This window comes from Arthrobacter ginsengisoli (assembly GCF_031456935.1).
Lineage (GTDB): Bacteria > Actinomycetota > Actinomycetes > Actinomycetales > Micrococcaceae > Arthrobacter > Arthrobacter ginsengisoli.
Window position 1 is genome coordinate 18316 of sequence record NZ_JAVDVQ010000009.1, and the last position, 19346, is coordinate 37661.

The 19346-nt window shown below is 67.2% G+C and carries 13 protein-coding genes; 5 read left to right on the forward strand and 8 right to left on the reverse strand.

Going from position 1 to position 19346, the window contains the following annotated elements:
• The first annotated feature begins 28 nt into the window (after window positions 1-28).
• Together rarD and J2X01_RS11850 are read left to right on the forward strand one after the other, a co-directional pair.
• Window positions 29-1060, forward strand: a complete 1032-nt coding sequence (gene rarD / locus J2X01_RS11845; protein WP_310057269.1) for an EamA family transporter RarD — start codon at window positions 29-31, stop codon at window positions 1058-1060.
• 182 nt (window positions 1061-1242) lie between these two features.
• Window positions 1243-1986, forward strand: a complete 744-nt coding sequence (locus J2X01_RS11850) for a polysaccharide deacetylase family protein (RefSeq protein WP_310057273.1) — start codon at window positions 1243-1245, stop codon at window positions 1984-1986.
• 241 nt (window positions 1987-2227) lie between these two features.
• Here the strand turns inward: J2X01_RS11850 and J2X01_RS11855 are convergent, their stop codons facing one another.
• The 8 genes from J2X01_RS11855 to J2X01_RS11890 form a co-directional block, all read right to left on the reverse strand.
• Complete coding sequence (locus tag J2X01_RS11855; protein WP_310057276.1) at window positions 2228-3922, reverse strand: endo-1,4-beta-xylanase; 1695 nt, start codon at window positions 3920-3922, stop codon at window positions 2228-2230.
• A 21-nt stretch (window positions 3923-3943) separates the two neighbouring features.
• Complete coding sequence (locus J2X01_RS11860) at window positions 3944-5731, reverse strand: polysaccharide deacetylase family protein (RefSeq protein WP_310057279.1); 1788 nt, start codon at window positions 5729-5731, stop codon at window positions 3944-3946.
• A 56-nt stretch (window positions 5732-5787) separates the two neighbouring features.
• Window positions 5788-7590 carry a polysaccharide deacetylase family protein gene (locus J2X01_RS11865; RefSeq protein WP_310057282.1) on the reverse strand — a complete coding sequence of 601 codons (1803 nt, stop codon included), beginning with the start codon at window positions 7588-7590 and terminating at the stop codon, window positions 5788-5790.
• Window positions 7580-8920, reverse strand: coding sequence for a glycosyltransferase family 2 protein (locus J2X01_RS11870; protein ID WP_310057286.1), 1341 nt, complete (start codon window positions 8918-8920; stop codon window positions 7580-7582). The genes J2X01_RS11865 and J2X01_RS11870 overlap by 11 nt, the downstream gene beginning before the upstream one ends.
• A gap of 2 nt (window positions 8921-8922) precedes the next feature.
• A complete protein-coding gene (locus J2X01_RS11875; protein WP_310057289.1) occupies window positions 8923-9291 on the reverse strand; it encodes a hypothetical protein in 369 nt (122 codons plus the stop codon).
• Between the two features lie 542 nt (window positions 9292-9833).
• Entirely contained in the window at window positions 9834-10706 is an 873-nt protein-coding gene (locus J2X01_RS11880) for a universal stress protein (RefSeq protein ID WP_310057291.1), read from the reverse strand.
• 319 nt (window positions 10707-11025) lie between these two features.
• A complete protein-coding gene (gene gabT / locus J2X01_RS11885; protein WP_310057293.1) occupies window positions 11026-12381 on the reverse strand; it encodes a 4-aminobutyrate--2-oxoglutarate transaminase in 1356 nt (451 codons plus the stop codon).
• 89 nt (window positions 12382-12470) lie between these two features.
• Window positions 12471-13901, reverse strand: coding sequence for a gamma-aminobutyraldehyde dehydrogenase (locus J2X01_RS11890; protein ID WP_310057296.1), 1431 nt, complete (start codon window positions 13899-13901; stop codon window positions 12471-12473).
• Window positions 13902-14045: 144 nt separating this feature from the next.
• On the opposite strand from J2X01_RS11890, the gene J2X01_RS11895 reads away from it, so the two are divergent.
• From J2X01_RS11895 to J2X01_RS11905, 3 genes are all read left to right on the forward strand, one after another.
• Window positions 14046-15488 (forward strand): PucR family transcriptional regulator, encoded by a 1443-nt coding sequence (locus tag J2X01_RS11895; RefSeq protein ID WP_310057299.1) that lies wholly within the window; start codon window positions 14046-14048, stop codon window positions 15486-15488.
• A gap of 229 nt (window positions 15489-15717) precedes the next feature.
• Entirely contained in the window at window positions 15718-16533 is an 816-nt protein-coding gene (ppk2, locus tag J2X01_RS11900) for a polyphosphate kinase 2 (RefSeq protein ID WP_310057302.1), read from the forward strand.
• Window positions 16534-16559: 26 nt separating this feature from the next.
• Window positions 16560-19292 carry a cation-translocating P-type ATPase gene (locus J2X01_RS11905; protein ID WP_310057305.1) on the forward strand — a complete coding sequence of 911 codons (2733 nt, stop codon included), beginning with the start codon at window positions 16560-16562 and terminating at the stop codon, window positions 19290-19292.
• The last annotated feature ends 54 nt before the right edge of the window (window positions 19293-19346 follow it).

Below are 19346 nucleotides of genomic sequence, written 5' to 3' on the forward strand. Positions count from 1 at the left end.
CAGGAATAGCGGTCCCGGAGGTGGTGTTATGAATCGTGTGCCTACCCCCGACGGATCCCTCTCCCCAGCCACGCTGAGCGCCCCGGCCGCTCCTGCCTCCGGCGGCCCGTCCAAGCGACCGCCGGCCGCGCTGAAGGCAGTGGACACGGATACGACGGCGGGCATCATCTTCGGGATCGGCGCGTACGGCCTGTGGGGGCTGATGCCGCTGTACTTCTTCCTGCTGCAACCGGCCGGCGCGGTGGAAATTGTGGCCAACCGGGTGCTCTGGTCGCTGGTCTTCTGCGTCCTGCTGATAACCGTCACCCGCTCCTGGCCCGTCCTGGGAGCCGCGTTCCGGAACCGGACGGTGATCCTCCCGCTGATCATCGCGGCGGTGCTGATCGCGGTGAACTGGCTGACCTATGTGTACGGCGTGACCACCGGGCAGGCGGTGGAAGCGTCGCTGGGCTACTTCATCAACCCGCTGGTCTCGGTCCTGCTCGGCGTCGTGGTGCTGAAGGAGAAACTGCGGCCGCTGCAGTGGGCCGCCGTCGGAATCGGCTTCATCGCCGTGGGCGTTCTGACGGTGTCCTACGGCAAACTGCCGTGGATTGCCCTGACCCTGGCCCTGAGCTTCGGCCTCTACGGCTTCGTCAAGAAGCGCGTCGGCCCGCGTGCTGATGCGCTCACCAGCCTCTCGGTCGAGACGATCGTGCTCGCGCCGGTGGCCGCCGCCGTGATGGTTATCCTTGCGCTCACCGGCGCCGCGACGGTTACAGCCCTCGGCCCCGCGCACTTCTGGCTCCTCGCGGCGTCCGGCATTATCACCGCCGTGCCGCTGCTGTTCTTCGGCGCCTCCGCCCGGCGGCTGCCGATGACCACGATCGGCCTGCTGCAGTACTTCGCTCCGGTGCTGCAGTTCATCGTGGCGCTGGCCGTGTTCAATGAGCCCATGACCACGGACCGCTGGATCGGCTTCGGCGTCGTCTGGCTGGCGCTGCTGGTGCTCACCGTGGACATGCTGCTCTCCGCGCGGAAGAACTCCGTGAACCGGAAACTGGCCCGCGCGGCCGCCTGAGGTCTTGCCCAAGTTCGGGGTCAACGTCCAGCTGCTTCGGAGTCGACGTCCAGCTGCCGTACACCAAGCCGTTCCCCCGCGGAGCCATGCCAAGCGAGTAGCTGTTTACAGCACCTCAGCGGCGCCGTAAGGTGCTCATCTAACCACGTTCAAGATATCGTCGAGAACGGAAGTAGAGCACCATGAAGAAGATCAAACTTTCCGTCGCGGCCCTGGCCGCCGCGACCTTGGCCGTGGCCTTGCTGGCCGGCGGCCCGACCGTGGCGGCCCAGGCCGCCGACAAGCCCCTGATCGGCCTGACCTTCGACGACGGGCCCTCGCCCCAGCGCACCGCGTTCGTCCTCGACGTCCTCAAGCAGAAGGGCGTCAAAGCGACGTTCTTCCTCGAGGGCTCGCACGCGCAGCAGTACCCCGACCTCGTCCGCCGGATCAAGGCGGAGGGGCACGTGATCGGCAACCATTCTTGGGACCACGCCAACTTCCCCGAGATTAGCCAAGCAGCGCAGAAGCAGCAGATCGACCGCACCAACGCCGCCATCAAGGCCGTCACAGGCGAGGCGACCAAGCTCATGCGCTTCCCGTTCGGCAACAGCACCTCCTACGCTTCGGGCTACCTCAAGAACATCGGGATGAGCGGCGGGGTTCTCTGGCACTGGGACGTTGGCAACCCCGGCGACTTCGAGTGCCCCGGTGCGGCCGGCGTCCAAAAGTACGTGATGGCGGAGGCGGCGCCCGGCGCGATGATCCTGCTCCATGACGCTGAGGACGTCTTGTCCTGCCCCGCGTCGCAGTGGAACTACTTGGCCACCACCATCGACGCACTGCGGGCCAAGGGCTACGAGTTCGGAGTGGTCGCCCCCTCCACCACTGCCAACCCGGTCAACCAGGGCTCGCCGGCCGTCGTGGTCGCGCCCGCCGGCGGCTGATATTTAGGTCGGGTTGTCAAGAGGCATGGATAAACGGCTCCTGGGCTTTCTGTATCCGGGAGCCGTTTATTGTGCACCCGGCAAGATTTCCCGGCGTGTTTTGCCCTCCCGGGTGCGTCGGTCGCCGGTGCCCAGCCAGATTAGTTGCGTGGCCAGATCCGCTGCGTGGCCAGATCCGCTGCGCCGATTACCACGACGACGAGGCGTCCGTCATCTCGAGCGGCTGTCGGAGACCCAACGGTCAGCCGCCCAGCGCGCGCCTCATCTCGTCGTACGCGGGCGTTGGCTGCCCGTCGTCGAACAGGAAGTCGTGGCCCTGCTGCAGGCGGCCGTTGTCGTCGATCAACCAGTCGTAGCGGTCGTCCACGCCCCACGTCGTGTAGGAGACGCAGGCACGCGAGCGCAGGCAGGTGGCCAGGACCGTGGCGTACTGCTTCGCCTGGGCGCCCGTCCCGCGGCCGTCCGTTACGTCGTTTTCCGAGATGCGGACGTGCAGCCCGGCGTTCTCGAAGTTATTGAGCGTATCGGTGAGATCGCCGGCTGAGATGGCGTCGGTCTTGAGGTCGTAGACGTGGGCCTGGAGGCCGACGCCGTAGATGTGCCCGCCCAGCCCATTGGTGTCCAGCGCGAGCTTGAGCAGGGCGTCCTGTCGGCGCCCCGGCACGTCTGCCCCGTTCTCGTTGATGAACTGCAAGACGTCCGGATCGGCGTCGTAGACGGCCTTGGAGACGACCGCCGGGTAGCCGGGCCCGAAGACGCGGTACCAGATGTTCTGCTGGAAGCTGGTCCCCTGGTCGACGTCGAAGGGCTCGTTGACGACGTCGAGCGAGTCGAGCCGTCCCTTGAAGTGCGTCACCACCGTGGTGACGTAGTCGAGAAGCGCGGTGGCGCTGGACTGGCGCTCCGCGTCCGTGCCGCTGGGCAGCTCCTGCATCCAGCGGGGCATCGCCTCGGTGAAGGCGATCGTGTGGCCGTGCACCGCCATGCCCTTGCTCTCGGCGATCGCGAGGATCGCGTCGGCCTCCTCGAAGGTATACACGCCCTGCTGCGGGGAGAGGAACTGCGGCTTCATCGCGTTCTCCGCTGTGACGGAGCCGAAGTTGGACACCAAGTTCCGCGCATAGTCCTCGTCGCTGGTCAGCGGACCGAGCGCCACCGCCGCACCGATCTTGAAGTCCGGCCGGGTCCGGGCGGCCAGGGCCTGCAGCCCGTCCGCCGACTGCTCGGCCTGCGCGACGGCGGGGCCTGCGGTGGCCAAGGAGGCGCCCTTCGGAGCGGTGGCCGTGAGGGAGTTGACCTGGAAGGAGCCGCCGTCGCTCGACAGCCCCAGCCAGAGCTTTCCCGATTCGAACACCCGGCCGAGGGGCAGCGAGGACACGGTGTCCCCGCCGCTGGCGACCTCGAGCGTATCCCCGGACCGGCGCACCGAGAGCGCGGCCTCCGGATCCGAGACCGTCACATGCTCGTCGTGCGCCGGCTGGGGGTTGGTCACGTCCTTCTGGGGCGAGCCGTCGAAGACCGCAATCTCCAGGTCGTCGCCCCGGAGGGTGAGGCGCAGGCCCCCCGGCTCGATCCGGAACTCGTCGGCTATCACCGGCGGGCTGTCGTAGACGGTCCAGGACGCGTCGGAGGTCACGTCGGTGAATGACGCGCTGAGGGAGAAGTCCCCCTCGGCCACGAGGTGCGTGCCGGCCAGGTTGAGCGGCGGGTTCGGCTGGCCTCCCCCGCCGTCCTGCTCGACGATGCTCCGTGCGGTGGCCGCGACCTGCAGCCCGTCGCCGCCGGCCTTCACCCCCGGCGTGTGCTGCCAGTCCTGCTGGAGCAGGTCAACTACCACGTTGGGCTCCGGTGTCGGGTCGTTTGGTGTGCAGCCTGCGAGGGCTAGCAGAAGGCCGGACGCCAGCACCACCTTCAGTGCGTGTGGGCGCCCGGCCATCCTGGGTCCTCTTCCTCGTCGTTAGGGCTTGGTCCAGCGGACGTCGTCGAAGTACGCCTGCAGTCCGGAGTTGCCCTGGACGATGACCTGCAGGCTCGCCTTGGCGACCGCAGTCGTGCTGGGCGAATATGTCAGGTCGGCGTTGGTCACACCGGCGACCGCTACCCCGAGCTTATACTGCCCGGAGATCCACTGCCCGGCGGCGTTGTACTCGTCAATGTAGAACCCCACCTCACCGCTGGTTCGCGCCGCGACGTTGAGGTACGCGGCGATCTTGTAGGTACCGGGCGTCACCGCGACCTGCGGGGAGAACAGGTGCTTGTTCGCCGTGGTGGCCGTCAGCTTGACCGAGTTCACGGGGTTGGCCGGGCTTCCGTGGTTCGCGGCGTCGGCCACAATGGTGGCAGCCGAGTCGGTCGTCCAGCCCGAGCCGATGCCGGCGTCGAAGGTGCCGTTGGCGACCAGGTTGGATGCCGGCGGCGGGACCGTCTCCGCGGCGAGCGACAGCATCTGCACGTTGTCCACATATGCCGTGATGCCGGTGCCGGTCACCCAGATCTGCAGGCTCGCCGAGGCCACATTGGTCGAGCTGGGCGTGTAGGTGAAGTTCATCGACTCCACCCACCGAGTGTTCTCCCGCTTACGGAACTGCCCGGAGATCCACTGCCCGGCCGAGTTGTACTCGTCGACGTAGAACCCGACCTCACCGGTCGTGATCGAAGCCACGTTGAGGAAGGCCTTGAACATGTAGTTCGTCGTTGGCGACACGGGAACCGTCGGCGAGAACAGGTGACCCGTCGTGGCGCCCGAGACCAGCTTCACCGACTTGGCGAAGTCGGGGTAGCTTCCGTTGTTCGCGGCGTCCGCGGTGATCGTCGCCGGGGCGTCGGTGCGCCAGCCGTCCCCTAGTCCGTTGTTGAACGTCGGATTCGCGAGCTTGTTGGGGCTGCCGTTGACCAGGCCCTTGCTGATGTTGACGTTCTTGATCTGGCCGGCCGTCACCTTTGTCTTCACGTACGCGGCCAACTGGTCCAGCTCCGCCGTGCCGTACTCGTAGTCGTCCGGGTTCTGGCTCGGCGTCGGCCTGATGTCGTGGAACGTGAACACGACCCACGACTTGTTCGCGATCGCCTCGTCGACCTTCGCCTTCAGCGTGGCGACCGGGGTGGTGACCTCCTGCACGGGGACGTTGCGGAGCAGGTAGTCGCCCAGCGGCCAGATGTTGTTGCCTGTGTCGGCGAAGCCGCGCATCGAGCTGTAGTACTTGGCCACCCGGGCGACCGCCGACATGTCGTAGTCGCCGTACGGCGCGGCGAAGGCGGTCGCGTTGATGCCCTGTGCCGCCAGCGCAGCCTTGCTGTTGGCCAGCTGGGCATCCACCTGGGCGGCCGTCAGCTTGTTGTTCTGGCAGTCGCCTCCGACGCTCACGAGGCACTGGTGGTCGACCGTGTGCGAGCCGATCTCCCAGCCGTAGGTGGTCTGCAGCTGCTTGATCTGGGCCCAGGTCATGTACGGGATATCAGTGTTGGCCCGGCAGGTGTTCGGCACGGTCGTCATGCCGACGCAGTTGGTGATGACGTAGTTGGTGCCGGTCAGACCGTACTTCTGCAGCGTCGGCGCAGCCTGCGTCAGGGCGCTCTGGTCGCCGTCGTCGAAGGTGAACGACACCAGCGGCGAGGGGGCAGGATTGTCGACGGCGGCGTTCGCCGCCGTCGGTGTCAGGAGTGCTGCGGTCAGCGCCAGCACCGCCCCCGCCCCGGCGGCGAGCTTGGTGCACCCCCGCGCGATGCGGAATCTGCTCCTGGTCATGAGGTTCTCCTTATTTCGAGCGGCCGACGGCGCCGGGTTACACCGCCGAATTGTGATCACGGGCCCTGCAACTGCTTGAACGCCTGCGCGACCGGCTGGACTTCGATGCCGCTGGCGTCGATGAGCTGCAGCTGTGCGGCGAGGACTTCGCTGGTGATGGTGCTCCGGTCCCCCGCGATGGTGTTCTGCTGAGTGCCGGTCGACTCGGGGGTCGCGATCTGGTGGTAAACGAGGATGAGCCAGCCGTTCATTCGGGACGTCTCGGCGAGCGCTTCGGCCAGCTTGTCGGGCGTGGTCTCGTCGGTCACGTATAAGACCTTCAGATCGTGCGGTTTGAGGTTTTGCCGGGTGTTGATGCCGTCGTCCGTCCCGCGCATGATCTGGAAGTACTTGCTCGCGTACCAGTCGACCTGGGGGTCGGACCGTCCGTACGGGGGTGCCAGATCGTCGGTGCCCAGGCCGGCAGCCGCCAACGCCTCCTCACTCCTCCGCATCTGCTCGTCCAGCCGGCTGGTGGCGATGGAGGTGAGGTCGAGGTGTTCGTAGCTGTGTGCGGCGATCTCGTGTCCGGCCTCGTGCATCTGCTGCACCTCGGCGGCCGTCATGAAGTTCGGCGTCTCGATGGAACTGGCATTGACGTACTGGGTGGACCGGAAGCCGTGCTCGTTCAACAGAGGCAGGGCGCGGTCGTACACCGACTGCCAGCCGTCGTCGAACGTGATCGAGACCATGGGCTGGTCCCAGCGAAGGGGCCCTGGCTTGGTGACGTCGGTCAGCGAATAGTCGCGGACGCCGGTGGTGCCGTCACCGTGCGACACCAGGGTGACCATCGCCGTCTTTGCCCCGTTTGGGATCTGGAACGCCTCCCTGATCGTCGTCCAGTCTCCCGCCGGCGGCACCGTCGCCAGGTTGTGGAATGCGCGCCCACCGTCCGCTAGCTCGAACTCTGCCACCACGTCCACCTCGCGCTCGGACTGGTAGGTCGCGCCGAACTCGAAGTACCGGTCGGGGGTCACCGGGACCGGCTGGTACTGCCACTTCGCCTCGCCGTTCTGGTAGTTCGCGGTGCGGGTCCAGAGGAAGCTGCCGTTCCCGTCCCCGCCGCGCCCGGATTCCACGGTCGACGTCCCGGAGGCGTATGGGGACCATAAGTCGGGTGCGCCCGGCTGTGGACCGGCGAGCCCGGGGTTGGGGACGAGGTTGGGGGCCGACGTCGCGGCGGGCGGCAGCCGGACGTCGTCCGCCGCCTCGAGGTACGCGCCCTCGACCCGGACGGTGCCCTTCGCTGCGAGCCGGAAGATGTACTCTACCGCGGTCGTCGTGTCTGAGCTGTGGAACGCGTCGCTCACCGTGAACGGGGAATTGCCCGGCCGTTCAAGAGGGTCCTGCAGCTGCTCCAGGGTCGTGCTGCCGTCGGGGTGATGCCGGCGGGCCAGCAGCGTGAAGTCCGCGTCGGTGGTGGCGAACGCCTTGAAGAGGTAGGTCTTGCCGGGCTCGACGTCCACCCGTGGGCTCGTCAGCGTGACATCGCCCGAGGCGTACTGGGTGATGTCGAGCTTCAGCGCCTGGCCGCCCAGCTGCCCGTCGACCAGTTCCAGCGAGGTCTGGGCGTCCCTGCTGTGGCTGACGTTCCAGCCGCCCATGGGGCCGGCGGGCGCCGCCGGGCCGGACGCCGCCGGAGCGCCCGCCGCAGCCAAACCGAGCGCGGGGAGCAGGTTCGCGCCGGGCCGCGCCTGAGCGATGCTGCTCGTCCCACTGGTATACAGCAGCCACCCGGTGGTGACCATGACGACCACCACCGAGATGACTACGAGCGGATTCCGCAGCACACGGAGAACCCGCCGGCGCTTACGCGGCACGAGCTACCACCACCGCGCTGCCGGCCCGCTGCGGCGACTTCCAGGTGTTGATCTTGGGACGCCGGAACAGGCCACGCGAACGCGCGATGCAGCGAAGCGCCGCCGTCAACTGCACCAGGTCCATGATGTAGAACAGGAAGTACGCCGTCGGCGCGTACATGGACAGCCGAACGCGTTCACGCGCGGTCAGGTTCTCATACATCCAGACAGTCAGCAGTGTGTAGGCGGTGATGGTCGCGTACGCACCGAGTATCAGGGCGGGCGTTTGCGTGACCAGCGACCAGTAGACCGCGTACGTCCAGGCCAGGGGCGAGACGAGCAGCGTGAACTCGCCGAGCAGCGCCATCGGCATCCGGTAGTAGGTCAACGTGCGGGTGTACCGGCGGCTCGGGTTGAGCATCATGCCGCGGTACTTGATGAGGTTCTGGAGGCTCCCGTACTTCCAGCGGTAGCGCTGCTTCGCCAAGGCGCGGAACGTGAGCACGCCCTCAGTCTTCGCGACCACGTCAGCGCCATAGACCACGCGGAAGCGCCGGTTGCCCAGGCTGGTGATCTTCGCGCTCAGGCCGATGTCCTCGGTCATGGTGTCCGTGTCGTAGAAGCCGACTTTGCGCAGCACACGCATCCGATAGGTGGAGGCCACCCCACCCACCACGAACTCGCAGTTCAGCAGCGAGAAGAACTTCTTCGAGCGGTAGCCGATCATGTGCTCGAACCGCTGCAGGATGCCGAGCACCGTCGTCTCCTCCAGGATCTGCACGTTGGCGGCGACACCGGCCACGTACGGGTCGTCGAAGTAGGACAGCGCGTTCGTGATGGCGTCCGGCTCGATGATCGAGTCGGCGTCGATCGTCATCACGAACTGACCGCGGGCGTGCCGGCGGAGCGCCGAGTTCAGTGCCGCGCCCTTGCCGACGTTCTTGCGCATCCGCACGATGCGCAGGTCCATCTCGGGGTGACGCACCTGGTAGTCGCGGACCAGCCGACCGGTGAGGTCGGTGGACGCGTCGTCCGCGACGAGGACCTCGTAGGAGCGGTAGGTGCTGCGCCGGATGGAGTCAAGCGTCCGGACGATCACCGCCTCTTCGTTGTGGGCAGCGATGGCGATGGAGACTAGCCCGGGCACCTCGGGGAGGGCACGGCGGGTCCACGTGGCCGTCGCCGCGCACTCCGCCTCGTACGCGGGGGGGAGCCGGACGCCTCTCATCCCCTTCCGACGCTGCTGCCAGACGTCGTAGAAGTTGGCGCCCACCAGGAACAGGCCGAAGTGCACGACGTAGAGGATGCTCACGACGGCGAACAGCCAGAAGATCACGAGCGCCAAGTCCATGCTCACACCTCTGTGGAGTTGCCGGCGAGCGCGGGCACGTGCCCTGCTGACCGGGACTCAGCGCGCCGGTTGCGAGCCGCGCGGCGCGGCACCATCACGGACGCAGCGACGGCGGCCGGCTGGACCAGGTCGATCGCGGCCGTGGAGGCCGGAACGGCGGCGCTCGGCGCCACGGTCTCGACGAGGGCCGTACGGGCGGCGCGGCGCCGATAGATCTGGATGCCGACGAACCGGATGACCACAGTGAGGACCACCGTGGTCCACAGCACCAGGCTCAGCTGTGCCACGAAGTCGAGCAGGCCCTCGAACATCGCGCCGTCCCGGCCGAAGGTCGCTTGGGCGGTCACGGCGACGCTCTGGAGGTGTGTCATCGGAGGCTCTCCCCTGCTGCTTCCAGTTCAACGGGAGATCGTCGGAGGTTTTTTGGGGGGAAACAGATGTGCTTCTTTTGCGGAAGAGATGCGTGTGCCAGGGGCAGGACTGTGATCTTCGCCGACATCTCGTTTTGGGTAACCAACTTGTGCCTCCTAGATTGCGGCGTGCGGCATACCTCCAAAATATGGGGATGCATGCAGGGGGACACGAGTGCTGGTTACGTGAATAACTTGCCTGCCAGAAGAGCGCAGTACTCGGTTCGGCGGGGAGCTACTCGGATACGTAGCCGCGGTTACCCGACCATTGGCGCTGGTTGCCTTCCGTAGGGCCCTAAGAACCCCGATCGCGGGGCTTCATCACTTGGAAACGCCGCCCGAGACGCAGGAGCTAACATGCTTCACTACCCGGCGATATTTTCGGCCGCCGGCCTTAAAAAGCCATGGCCCGCCAATGTGTCGTCATTATGACGCACTGGCGGGCCGGGATCCGACGCGCAGTGGCGCGGCGTCGCTCCGACTGAAATCAGGCTGCCGGGCTGTCAGACTGCCGGGCTCGTCTTAATCCGTGCGTAGTCGCGCGGCACCACCACCATGGGCACCGGCAGGGCCAGGAGCACTTTGTGGGCTGTGCTGCCGAGGAAGAGCTTGTTCTTCTCCGCCAGACGTGACGACCCCACGATCATGATTTCGCCGTCGTCCCATTCGAGGTCGTCGATCGCTTCTTCAATCGTGCGCCCGTGGGCAACCTCAACGCTGACGTCGTGCCCGGCCGGGAGCCGTTGGGCGGCCGCGGTGAGGACGGTATTGGCGTGGATATGCGCCGCGTTGATGTTCTCACCGCTGTCCCCTTCGGCGTCGAGTTCCACAAGGGACACCAGCCGCAGCGGGACCCCGCGGCGTTCCGCGGCCGTAATGGCGACGTCGATTGCCGCCTCCGCGCCTGCCCGCTGGCCCACCGCGAGGGTCAGCCGCGTGATCGGCTCCGTGCGCCGGTAGCCCCGGGGGGCCAGCGCCACCGCAACGGGCGAGGCGTGGAGCAGGGCGTTGGCCGCGCTGCCGATGGTGTACCGCTTGAACAACCCCGCACTGGCGGCACCCACAACGATCAGGCCGGCCTCGTAGTCCAGGGCTGCATCAATCAGGCCGGCGGCGTGGGAGTCGGCGTGGCGGACATGGAACTTCGCCTGGACGTCCTTGGGGATGAGGGACAGACCCTCCCGTTCGGCGGTGATCATTTCCTGCTCCGCGGCGCTGGCGCCGCTTCCCTCCGGCTGCGGAGAGACGTAGGGGGTCCGGCGGTCCACGACGTAGACGAGGTCAAGATGTGCGCCCTGGGCGCGGGCCAGCGCGGAGGCCAGTGCAACGGCGTCGGCGCCGCGGTCGCTGGGTGTGTAGCCAACTACGTATCGCATCTATGAACCCCTTTTGGGTCTGTGGCAGAAGCCAGCTTTGCTCCGGGGGTTCCGGGCGACGTCGGCCGGTCTGCGTTCGTGCAGTGGTAGGAACGACTCTAGCCCTTCGGGGCCCGGAATTGGCGCTGCCGGTCCGTGACATTCGGCCCTGAGCAGGGCAATCATCCGTTCCGGGCCTGGCGGGGTCGAGGCGTCTGACACCAGAAGTACATGATTCTGGGTCTGCAGCCGGAACAAACCCCAGGGTTGCCCTATCACTTTTGGTGCCCAAACCCGGGGTTTGGGCACCAAAAGTGATAGGGCAACCGGAGGGGTGGCGTCAGGCGTTCGCCTTGATGGCCGCGGCCAGGACCTGGAGGCCGTCCAGCAGCAGCTCGTCGCTGATCACCAGCGGCGGCAGCAGCCGGATGACGTTGCCGTAGGTGCCGCAGGTGAGGATGATCACACCCTCCTTGAGGCAGGCCGCGGCGACGGCCTTGGTCAGCTCCGGGTTCGGTTCCTTCGAACCGGCCTGGACCAGTTCGATTGCCAGCATCGCGCCGCGGCCGCGGACATCGCCGATCACCGGCTGCTCCGCGGCGAGTTCGCGCAGCTTGCCGAGGGCGATTTCCTCGATGTGCCTGGCCCGGGCATTGAGGCCGTACTGTTCCATTGAGCCGATGGACGCCAGCGCCGCGGCGCACGCCACCGGGTTGCCGCCGTAGGTGCCGCCGAGGCCGCCCGGGTGGACGGCGTCGAGCAGCTCGGCGCGGCCGGTGATGGCGGAGAGGGGCATGCCGCCGGCGATGCCCTTGGCCATCGTGATGATGTCCGGGACAACACCCTCGTGGTTCACGGCGAACCACTCACCGGTGCGGCAGAAGCCGGACTGCACCTCATCGGCGATGAACACGACGCCGTTGTCCTTCGCCCAGGCGGCCAGCGCCGGCAGGAACCCCTCTGCCGGGACGATGAAGCCGCCCTCGCCCTGGATGGGTTCGATGATGATCGCGGCCACCTGCTCGCCGCCGATCTGCTTCTCGATCATGGTGATGGCGCGTTTGGCGGCCTCGGCCCCGGTGATGGCCGGGTTTTCCTCGCGGTAGGGGTAGCTCATCGGCATCCGGTAGACCTCGGGCGCGAACGGGCCGAAGTTGGTCTTGTACGGCATGGCCTTGGCGGTCAGCGCCATGGTCAGGTTGGTGCGGCCATGGTAGGCGTGGTCGAACGCGACGACGGCGTCCCGGCCGGTGGCCAGGCGGGCCACCTTGACGGCGTTCTCCACGGCTTCGGCGCCGGAGTTGAACAGCACGGTGCGCTTCTCGTGGTCGCCGGGCGTGAGCCGGTTCAGCTGCTCGGCGACGGCGACGTAGCCCTCGTAGGGCGTGATCATAAAGCAGGTGTGGGTGAAGTGCTCCACGGCTTCCTTGACCGCGCCGACGACGGCGGGATCGGAGGCGCCCACGCTGGTCACGGCAATCCCGGAGCCGAGGTCGATGAAGGAGTTGCCGTCGACGTCGCGGATGATGCCGCCGTCGGCGTCGGCGACGAACACGGGGACGCTGGACGCGACGCCGGCGGCGACGACGGCCTGGCGGCGCTCGGTCAGGGCCACGGACTTGGGGCCCGGGAAATCGGCCTGGACGCGTCGCTTTTGCTCCAGGCGGTAGGTGATGTCAGAGGCGGTGGTGGTCATGGGAAAGCCTTTCTGGCGTGCTGGTTCGGCGGCGAGGCTGGACGGCTGGGGTGCGCGGCGGCGTCAGTCGACGGCGTCATGCATCCGCGTTAGGCGTCGAGCGCGCTCATCACGTGCTTGATGCGGGTGTAGTCCTCCACGCCGTACATGGAGAGGTCCTTGCCGTAGCCGGACTGCTTGAAGCCGCCATGCGGCATTTCGGCGGTGAGCAGGATATGCGTGTTGATCCAGACGGCGCCGAAGTCCAGGTCGCGGCTCAGCCGCATGGCGGTGCCGTGGTTGGACGTCCAGACGCTGGACGCGAGGGCGTAGTCGACGTCGTTCGCCAGCTCGACGGCCTCCTCCTCGGAGCTGAATTTCTGCACCGTGATGACCGGTCCGAAGGCTTCCTTCTGCACGATGTCGTCACTCTGCTTGGCTCCGGTGACGATCGTGGGCTCAAAGAAGTAGCCCTTCTCCCCCGCCTGGTGGCCGCCGGTCTCGATCCGGCAGTTCTCCGGGAGGGACTCCACCAGGGACTTGACCGCGTTGAAGTGGTTGATGTTGTTCAGGGGGCCGAAGTAGTTGTCCTCGTCGTTCTGCGAGCCGGTGTGAAGGGTCTTCGTGTGCTCCACGAGGGCTGCGACGAGATCGTCGTAGGCGGAGTCCTGGACCAGCACGCGGGCGATCGCGGTGCAGTCCTGGCCGGCGTTGAAGAAGGCGAACTCGGCGATGGCCGCCGCGCTCTTTTTGATGTCGGCGTCGGCAAAAACCACTGCGGGGGCCTTGCCGCCGAGCTCCAGGTGGGCGCGCTTGAGGCCCTTCGCGGCACCGGAGGCGACAGCGATGCCGGCCCGGACGGAGCCGGTGATCGAGACCAGGCCGGGGACCTTGTGCTCGACCATCAGGGCGCCGGTCTCGCCGGTGCCCAAGACGACGTTGAGCACGCCGGCCGGGAAGATCTCGCCGGCGAGGCGGGCCAGGACGAGAGTGGATTCCGGCGTCGTGTCCGAGGGCTTGAGCACCACGGTGTTGCCCGCGGCCAGGGCCGGACCGATCTTCCAGATCGCCATCAGGAACGGGTAGTTCCAGGGCGCGACCTGCGCGACGACGCCGATCGGCTCACGCCGGACGAAGGAGGTGTGGCCCTCGAAGTATTCCCCGGCGGACTTGCCCTCCATGATGCGGGCGGCGCCGGCGAAGAAGCGCAGCTGGTCCGCGCCGGCGGCGACTTCCTCGGACGCGATCAGGGAGCGGACCTGGCCGGTGTTGCGGTGCTGGGCCTCGACGAGTTCCTCGCTGTTCGCCTCGACGGCGTCGGCGAGCTTGAGCAGCATGAGCTGGCGCTGCCCCGGCGTCGTGCGCTTCCACGTCCTGAAGGCGTCCTTCGCGGCGGTCATGGCGGCATCGACGTCGGCCTGCACCGAGACGGGCGCCTTCGCGACGATCTCGCCGTTGGTGGGATTGACGATATTCAGCAATCCGGTTCCGGCCGGCGTGACAAACTCGCCGTTGATGAAGTTCTGCAAGGTTTGAACCACGGTGTGCAACCTCTTTCGCGCTAAAAAGGACCCAATGAGACTGCTCCGAGCCTATGCCAGCCGGCACTCCGGGGGAATAGCCACCTGCACACCGTTCACCGCACTTTTTAGTGCGCTTGACCAACCCGCGGCTATCCTGAATCCATGGCCATTTCCCTTGCTGCCCTGCTGGCGGTGCCGTCCCTCAAACTGGCCAAGGCCGGCCTCGCCGAAACAACCTGGCACCAGGACATCGTCTGGGTGGCCGTCACCGAACAGGAAGACCCGCAGCGGTTCCTCAACGGCGGCGAACTGATCCTCACCACCGGCATGCGGCTCAAGAGCGCCCCGGAACAGCGCCGCTTCGTCCGCCAGGTCCAGCGCGCCGGGGCGGTGGGGATCGGGTTCGGCATCGGACTGACGCACGACGCCGTGCCGCCGGCCCTGATCGCCGAGGCCAACCGCTGGGGGCTGCCGGTCGTCGAGGTGCCGTACGAGACCCCGTTCATCGCGATCGGCAAGCTCGTCGCCGACGCCCAGGCCGCGGACCACGTCACCAAGCTGGAGCGGCTCATTGCCGGACACCAGATCCTGGCCCGCGCCCTGCTCACCGGCGGAGGCCTGGCCGAACTCCTCAAGCACCTCGGGTCCATGCTGCGGACCGACATCGTGCTGACCCAGTTCACCGCCCAGCTTTACCACAGCGTCCCCGGCAGCCCCGCTCCAAGCGCCGACGGCTGGGTGTCCTTCCCGATTCCCACCGGCCGCCGCGATGCGTGCACGCTCTGGATCAGGCAGCCCTTCGAGGACTCGGGGATCGTGGGCTACGCCCAGAACCTGATCAGCGTCGAGTTGAACAACATGGTCAAGCAGCGCCAGTCCCAGCGCGCCCTGGCCGGGCAGGTCCTCGAGGACGTGATCCACGGGACCCTGGACCCGAGCGAAGCCACCCGGCGGCTGGCCGGGATCGGCGTCAACAGCACCCGCCGGAACGTGGTCCTGCTGGCCGAATCCGCGGCGCACTTCAAGCAGCTCGGGACGTCCTCCCTGCCGCAGCAGTTGGAGAAGTCGGTGAGCGCCGTCGTCGGCAAGGACCTGGTGGCGGTGGTGCCCGACGACGGCAGCGGCGCCAGCGCGCTGGCCAAGAGCCTCAGCGACCATCTGGCCGAGGCCGGGATCCACGCCACCATCGGGATCGGCGGGGCGTACACGAAACCCAACGGGCTGCGCTGGAGCTACTTCGAGGCCCGCGATGCGGCCAGCCACGGGCTGCCCGTGAACGAACCGGAGCGGCTGAGCCTGACTTCGCTGCTGCTGGCCAGCGAGGACGTGCCGCTGGCGGACATGGCCAACGAGTCGCTGAATCCGCTCCGAAGCTTCGACGCCGCCCATGGCGCCGAGCTGATGGCCACGCTGGAGAGCTACCTGAACAACAACGGCTCCGTGGCCGCCGTGGCGGAGGCGCTGACGCTGCACCGCAACACCGTCCGCTACCGGCTCGCCCAGATCACCGAACTCACCGGCTACGACCCGGCGCAGACCTCGGACCGGGTGCAGCTCTGGCTCGCCCTGGCCGTGCAGCGGCTCAGCGCCCGGCACCCGCGCTGACCCCCGCCGCGCCGGCCGCCCCGCAGACCGGCACCCCATTAGGGTCTTAGTGCCGTAGACCGGGCTCCCGGCCCCGGTGAACACTGGGATTGGCAGCACGCTGTACGAGAGTGCCCCTTGAAGTGTCTGCGCCCTTCCGCCCGTTCCGCGGACGAAAGCGCCGGTCCGATGGATGCCGCGGCGCAGTTGCCTGATTCGCCCTAGGAAGTATCCAACTAGGAGGCCGATCGTGGGCAAGAAAAAGAAGAAGAGCGCCGACGAGGAGCTCGGGACAAAAATGCGCCGCAAGGAATACGAGGCGGAGATGGCCAAGCTGCAGGGCGAACTGGTCGCGCTGCAGGAATGGGTGAAGTCCACCGGAGCCAAGATCTGCATCGTGTTCGAGGGCCGCGACACGGCCGGCAAGGGCGGCACCATCAAGCGCATCGTCGAGCGGGTGAGCCCCCGGGTGTTCCGGGTGGTGGCGCTCCCCACCCCGACGGACCGGGAAAAATCCCAGATGTACCTCCAGCGCTACATGGCGCATTTCCCGGCGGCCGGCGAGGTGGTCATCTTCGACCGCAGCTGGTACAACCGTGCGGGCGTCGAGCCTGTGATGGGTTTCTGCACCCCGGAGCAGACCCAGAGGTTCCTCAACATGACTCCGATGGTGGAGAAGGCGATGGTGGACTCCGGCATCATCCTGCTCAAGTACTGGCTTGAGGTCAGCGCGGACGAACAGACCCGGCGGCTCAAAAGCCGCATGGACGATCCGCGCAAGACCTGGAAGCTGTCGCCGATGGACCTGAAGTCCTACAAGCGGTGGTACGACTACTCCCGGGCGAGGGACGCCATGTTCGAGGCGACCGATACCGCCTGGGCGCCGTGGTTCGTCGCGGACAACAACGTCAAGAAGCGCGGACGGCTCAACATCATCAGCCACCTGCTGAGCCAAGTGCCTTACGAGCCGTACCCGGGGCTCGACGTCGAACTGCCGAAGCGCCAGAAGGCCGGGGACTACCGCGAGCCGACCCTGGCGGTGCGGCGTGTCCCGACCCTGTTCTGATCCGCGCCCGCGATGAGGAGGAAGCCATGAACGACAAGTCCGGTGCAGCAGAAGAGGTGGCCGAAGCCGAGGCGGACGCGACGTGGTACACGCTCCCGCCCGGGGAGGTCGCGGGCCGGCTGGGTGTTGATCCGGCCCGCGGGTTAAGCGCGGCCGAGGCGCAGCAGAGGCTGCAGGAGTACGGACCGAACGCCCTGGCCGCCCCGAAGCAGGAGCCGGTCTGGAAACGGTTCTTCAAGCACTACAAGGACTACATGCAGATCGTGCTCGTGGTCGCCGCACTGGTCAGCCTGTTGATCGAGGAATACGGGACCGCGATCGGGCTCGCCATCCTGACACTGTTCAACGCATGGCTGGGCTACCACCAGGAGGGCAAGGCCGAAGCGGCCGCAGCCTCCCTGGGGCAGATGATGAAATCGATGGCCAAAGTGCGGCGCGACGGCGACATGGCGGAGGTCCCCGCCGAGCAGATCGTGCCCGGCGACATTGTGGTGGTCGATGCCGGTGACCGGGTCCCCGCCGACGGCAGGGTCATCCTGGCGGCGACGCTCCAGATCGAGGAGGGCGCCCTGACCGGCGAAAGCGTCGCAGTCGAGAAGGACACCGCCGTCATCGGCCGGCACGACGTCGGCATCGGGGACCGCGTCAACATGGCGTTTATGAACACCAACGTGACGCGCGGCCACGGCGAGATCCTCGTCACCACCACCGGCATGGGCTCGGAGGTCGGCCACATCGCCCACATGCTGTCCGGGCAGAAAGTGGAGAAGACCCCGCTCACCAAGCAGGTGGACCGCCTCACCATCTTTATCATCATCGCCGCCCTCTTCGCCTTTGTCGCGATCGTGGTGATGGGCCTGGCCCAGGGCGAGTCCTTCGCGGTGCTCTTCGGGATCGGTGTGGCGCTGGCCGTCGGTTCCATCCCGGATGCGCTGCCCGCCGTCGTCACCACCATCCTGTCCGTCGGCTCGGTCAACATGGCCAAGAAAAACGCCATCATGAAGGTCCTTCCCGCCGTCGAGACACTGGGCTCCACGTCGGCGATCAACTCGGACAAGACCGGCACCCTCACCCTGAACCAGATGACGGTGCGGGAGTTCGTGACCGTGCAGCACCACTACACGGTCAGCGGCGAGGGCTACAGCTTCGACGGGCAGGTCCAGCGGACCACCGGCGACGCCGAGCGTGACCTGGACTATGTGATGTACCCGTGCGCGCTGTGCAACGACTCGGATATCGAGGACGGCGAGGTCATCGGGGACCCCACCGAGGCGGCGCTGTACGTGCTCGCGCAGAAGGGCGGTGTGGACGTCAGGGAGTTCCGCCGGAACAACCCGCGGGTGGCGTCGGTACCCTTCGACTCCGACTACAAGTTCATGGCCACCTTCCACCGGATGCCAGGTGCCGACGGCAAGCCCGTGATCCGCGCCTACGTGAAGGGCGCGCCCGACGTCGTGCTCGACCGGTCGTCGTCCGGGCGGTTCCCGGGCGGCCGGGCCGAGCCGCTCACCGAGGAGATGCGGGCGAAAGTGCTCGCCGCGAACGAGCGCATCGCCAGCCAGGGCCGGCGGGTGCTCGCCCTGGCGCAGCGCGAGTTCGACCCGGCGACGTTCCAGCCCTCGGGCGACCTCATGGAGCTGATGAAGGACCTGGAGATTTGTGCGCTCATCGGCGAGGTGGACCCGCCGCGGGCCGAGGCCGTGGCCGCCATCGCCAAGGCCAAGCACGCCGGCATCCGGGTCCGGATGATCACCGGCGACCACGCCATCACCGCGGCCGCGATCGCGGACGAACTGGGCATCCGGGGCCGTGCGGTCACCGGTGCCGAGTTCGCGGCGATGAGCGACGCGGAGGCCGACAGCCAGGTGGACGGGATCGGCGTGATCGCCCGGGTGGCCCCCGAGCACAAGGTCCGGCTGGTCGAGGTGCTCAGGCGCAAGGGCAACATCGTCGCGATGACCGGCGACGGCGTGAACGACGCGCCTGCCATCGCAGCGGCCGACATCGGGATCGCGATGGGCATCACGGGCACTGACGTCGCCAAGGGGGCGGCCAAGATGATCCTGGCGGACGACAATTTCGCCACCATCGTGACCGCGGTCGAGCAGGGCCGGCTGGTGTACGACAACCTGCAGAAGTTCATCCGGATCCAGGTCGCCAACCTGTATATGTTCATCCTCGCGTTCATCGGGTCCACGGCCTTCGCGATCGCCGGCACGGCGCTGCTCAGCCCGGCCCAGGTGCTGTGGATCCACATGGCGATCGTCGCGCCGATCGGCGCCGTGATGGGCCTGGACCTCGCGACGCCGGGCATCATGGACCGCAAGCCCCGGCCCTTCAACCAACCGATCATCGTCAGGTCGATGATGGTGCGGCTGTTCGTCGTCGGGCTGTACATGGCGGCGGCAACGCTGGTCCTCGTGCAGATCGGCAAGACCACCTACGGCTCCCTCGAGATCGGCCAGAGTATGGCCATCGTGGGTCTGGGGCTGATGAACATCGCCGTCGCCCTCAACCTGCGCTACCCCACCGAGAGCGCCTTCGGGCCCTCCACCATCTCCAACCCGAAGCTGCTCTGGGCGTTCGCGTGGGCCATCTTCGGCTCGATGCTGATCACCCAGATGCGGGTGCTGCAGGACCTGTTCGGCACCGTGGCACTCACCGGCGAGCAGTGGCTGGCATGCCTGGTTGCGGCCGTGGTGCTGCTGCTCCTCGGCGAACTGTTCAAGATCATCCTGCGGGCCCGGCACGCGCACTGACCCCACTTAACCGGCCGAGACATTCCCCACTAAAGCCTTGCGCTCAAACATCAA

Coding starts and splice junctions, on each gene's coding strand:
- rarD (WP_310057269.1), top strand. CDS start 29: ATGAATCGTGTGCCTACCCCCGACGGATCCCTCTCCCCAGCCACGCTG.
- J2X01_RS11850 (WP_310057273.1), top strand. CDS start 1,243: ATGAAGAAGATCAAACTTTCCGTCGCGGCCCTGGCCGCCGCGACCTTG.
- J2X01_RS11855 (WP_310057276.1), bottom strand. CDS start 3,922: ATGGCCGGGCGCCCACACGCACTGAAGGTGGTGCTGGCGTCCGGCCTT.
- J2X01_RS11860 (WP_310057279.1), bottom strand. CDS start 5,731: ATGACCAGGAGCAGATTCCGCATCGCGCGGGGGTGCACCAAGCTCGCC.
- J2X01_RS11870 (WP_310057286.1), bottom strand. CDS start 8,920: ATGGACTTGGCGCTCGTGATCTTCTGGCTGTTCGCCGTCGTGAGCATC.
- J2X01_RS11875 (WP_310057289.1), bottom strand. CDS start 9,291: ATGACACACCTCCAGAGCGTCGCCGTGACCGCCCAAGCGACCTTCGGC.
- J2X01_RS11880 (WP_310057291.1), bottom strand. CDS start 10,706: ATGCGATACGTAGTTGGCTACACACCCAGCGACCGCGGCGCCGACGCC.
- gabT (WP_310057293.1), bottom strand. CDS start 12,381: ATGACCACCACCGCCTCTGACATCACCTACCGCCTGGAGCAAAAGCGA.
- J2X01_RS11895 (WP_310057299.1), top strand. CDS start 14,046: ATGGCCATTTCCCTTGCTGCCCTGCTGGCGGTGCCGTCCCTCAAACTG.
- J2X01_RS11905 (WP_310057305.1), top strand. CDS start 16,560: ATGAACGACAAGTCCGGTGCAGCAGAAGAGGTGGCCGAAGCCGAGGCG.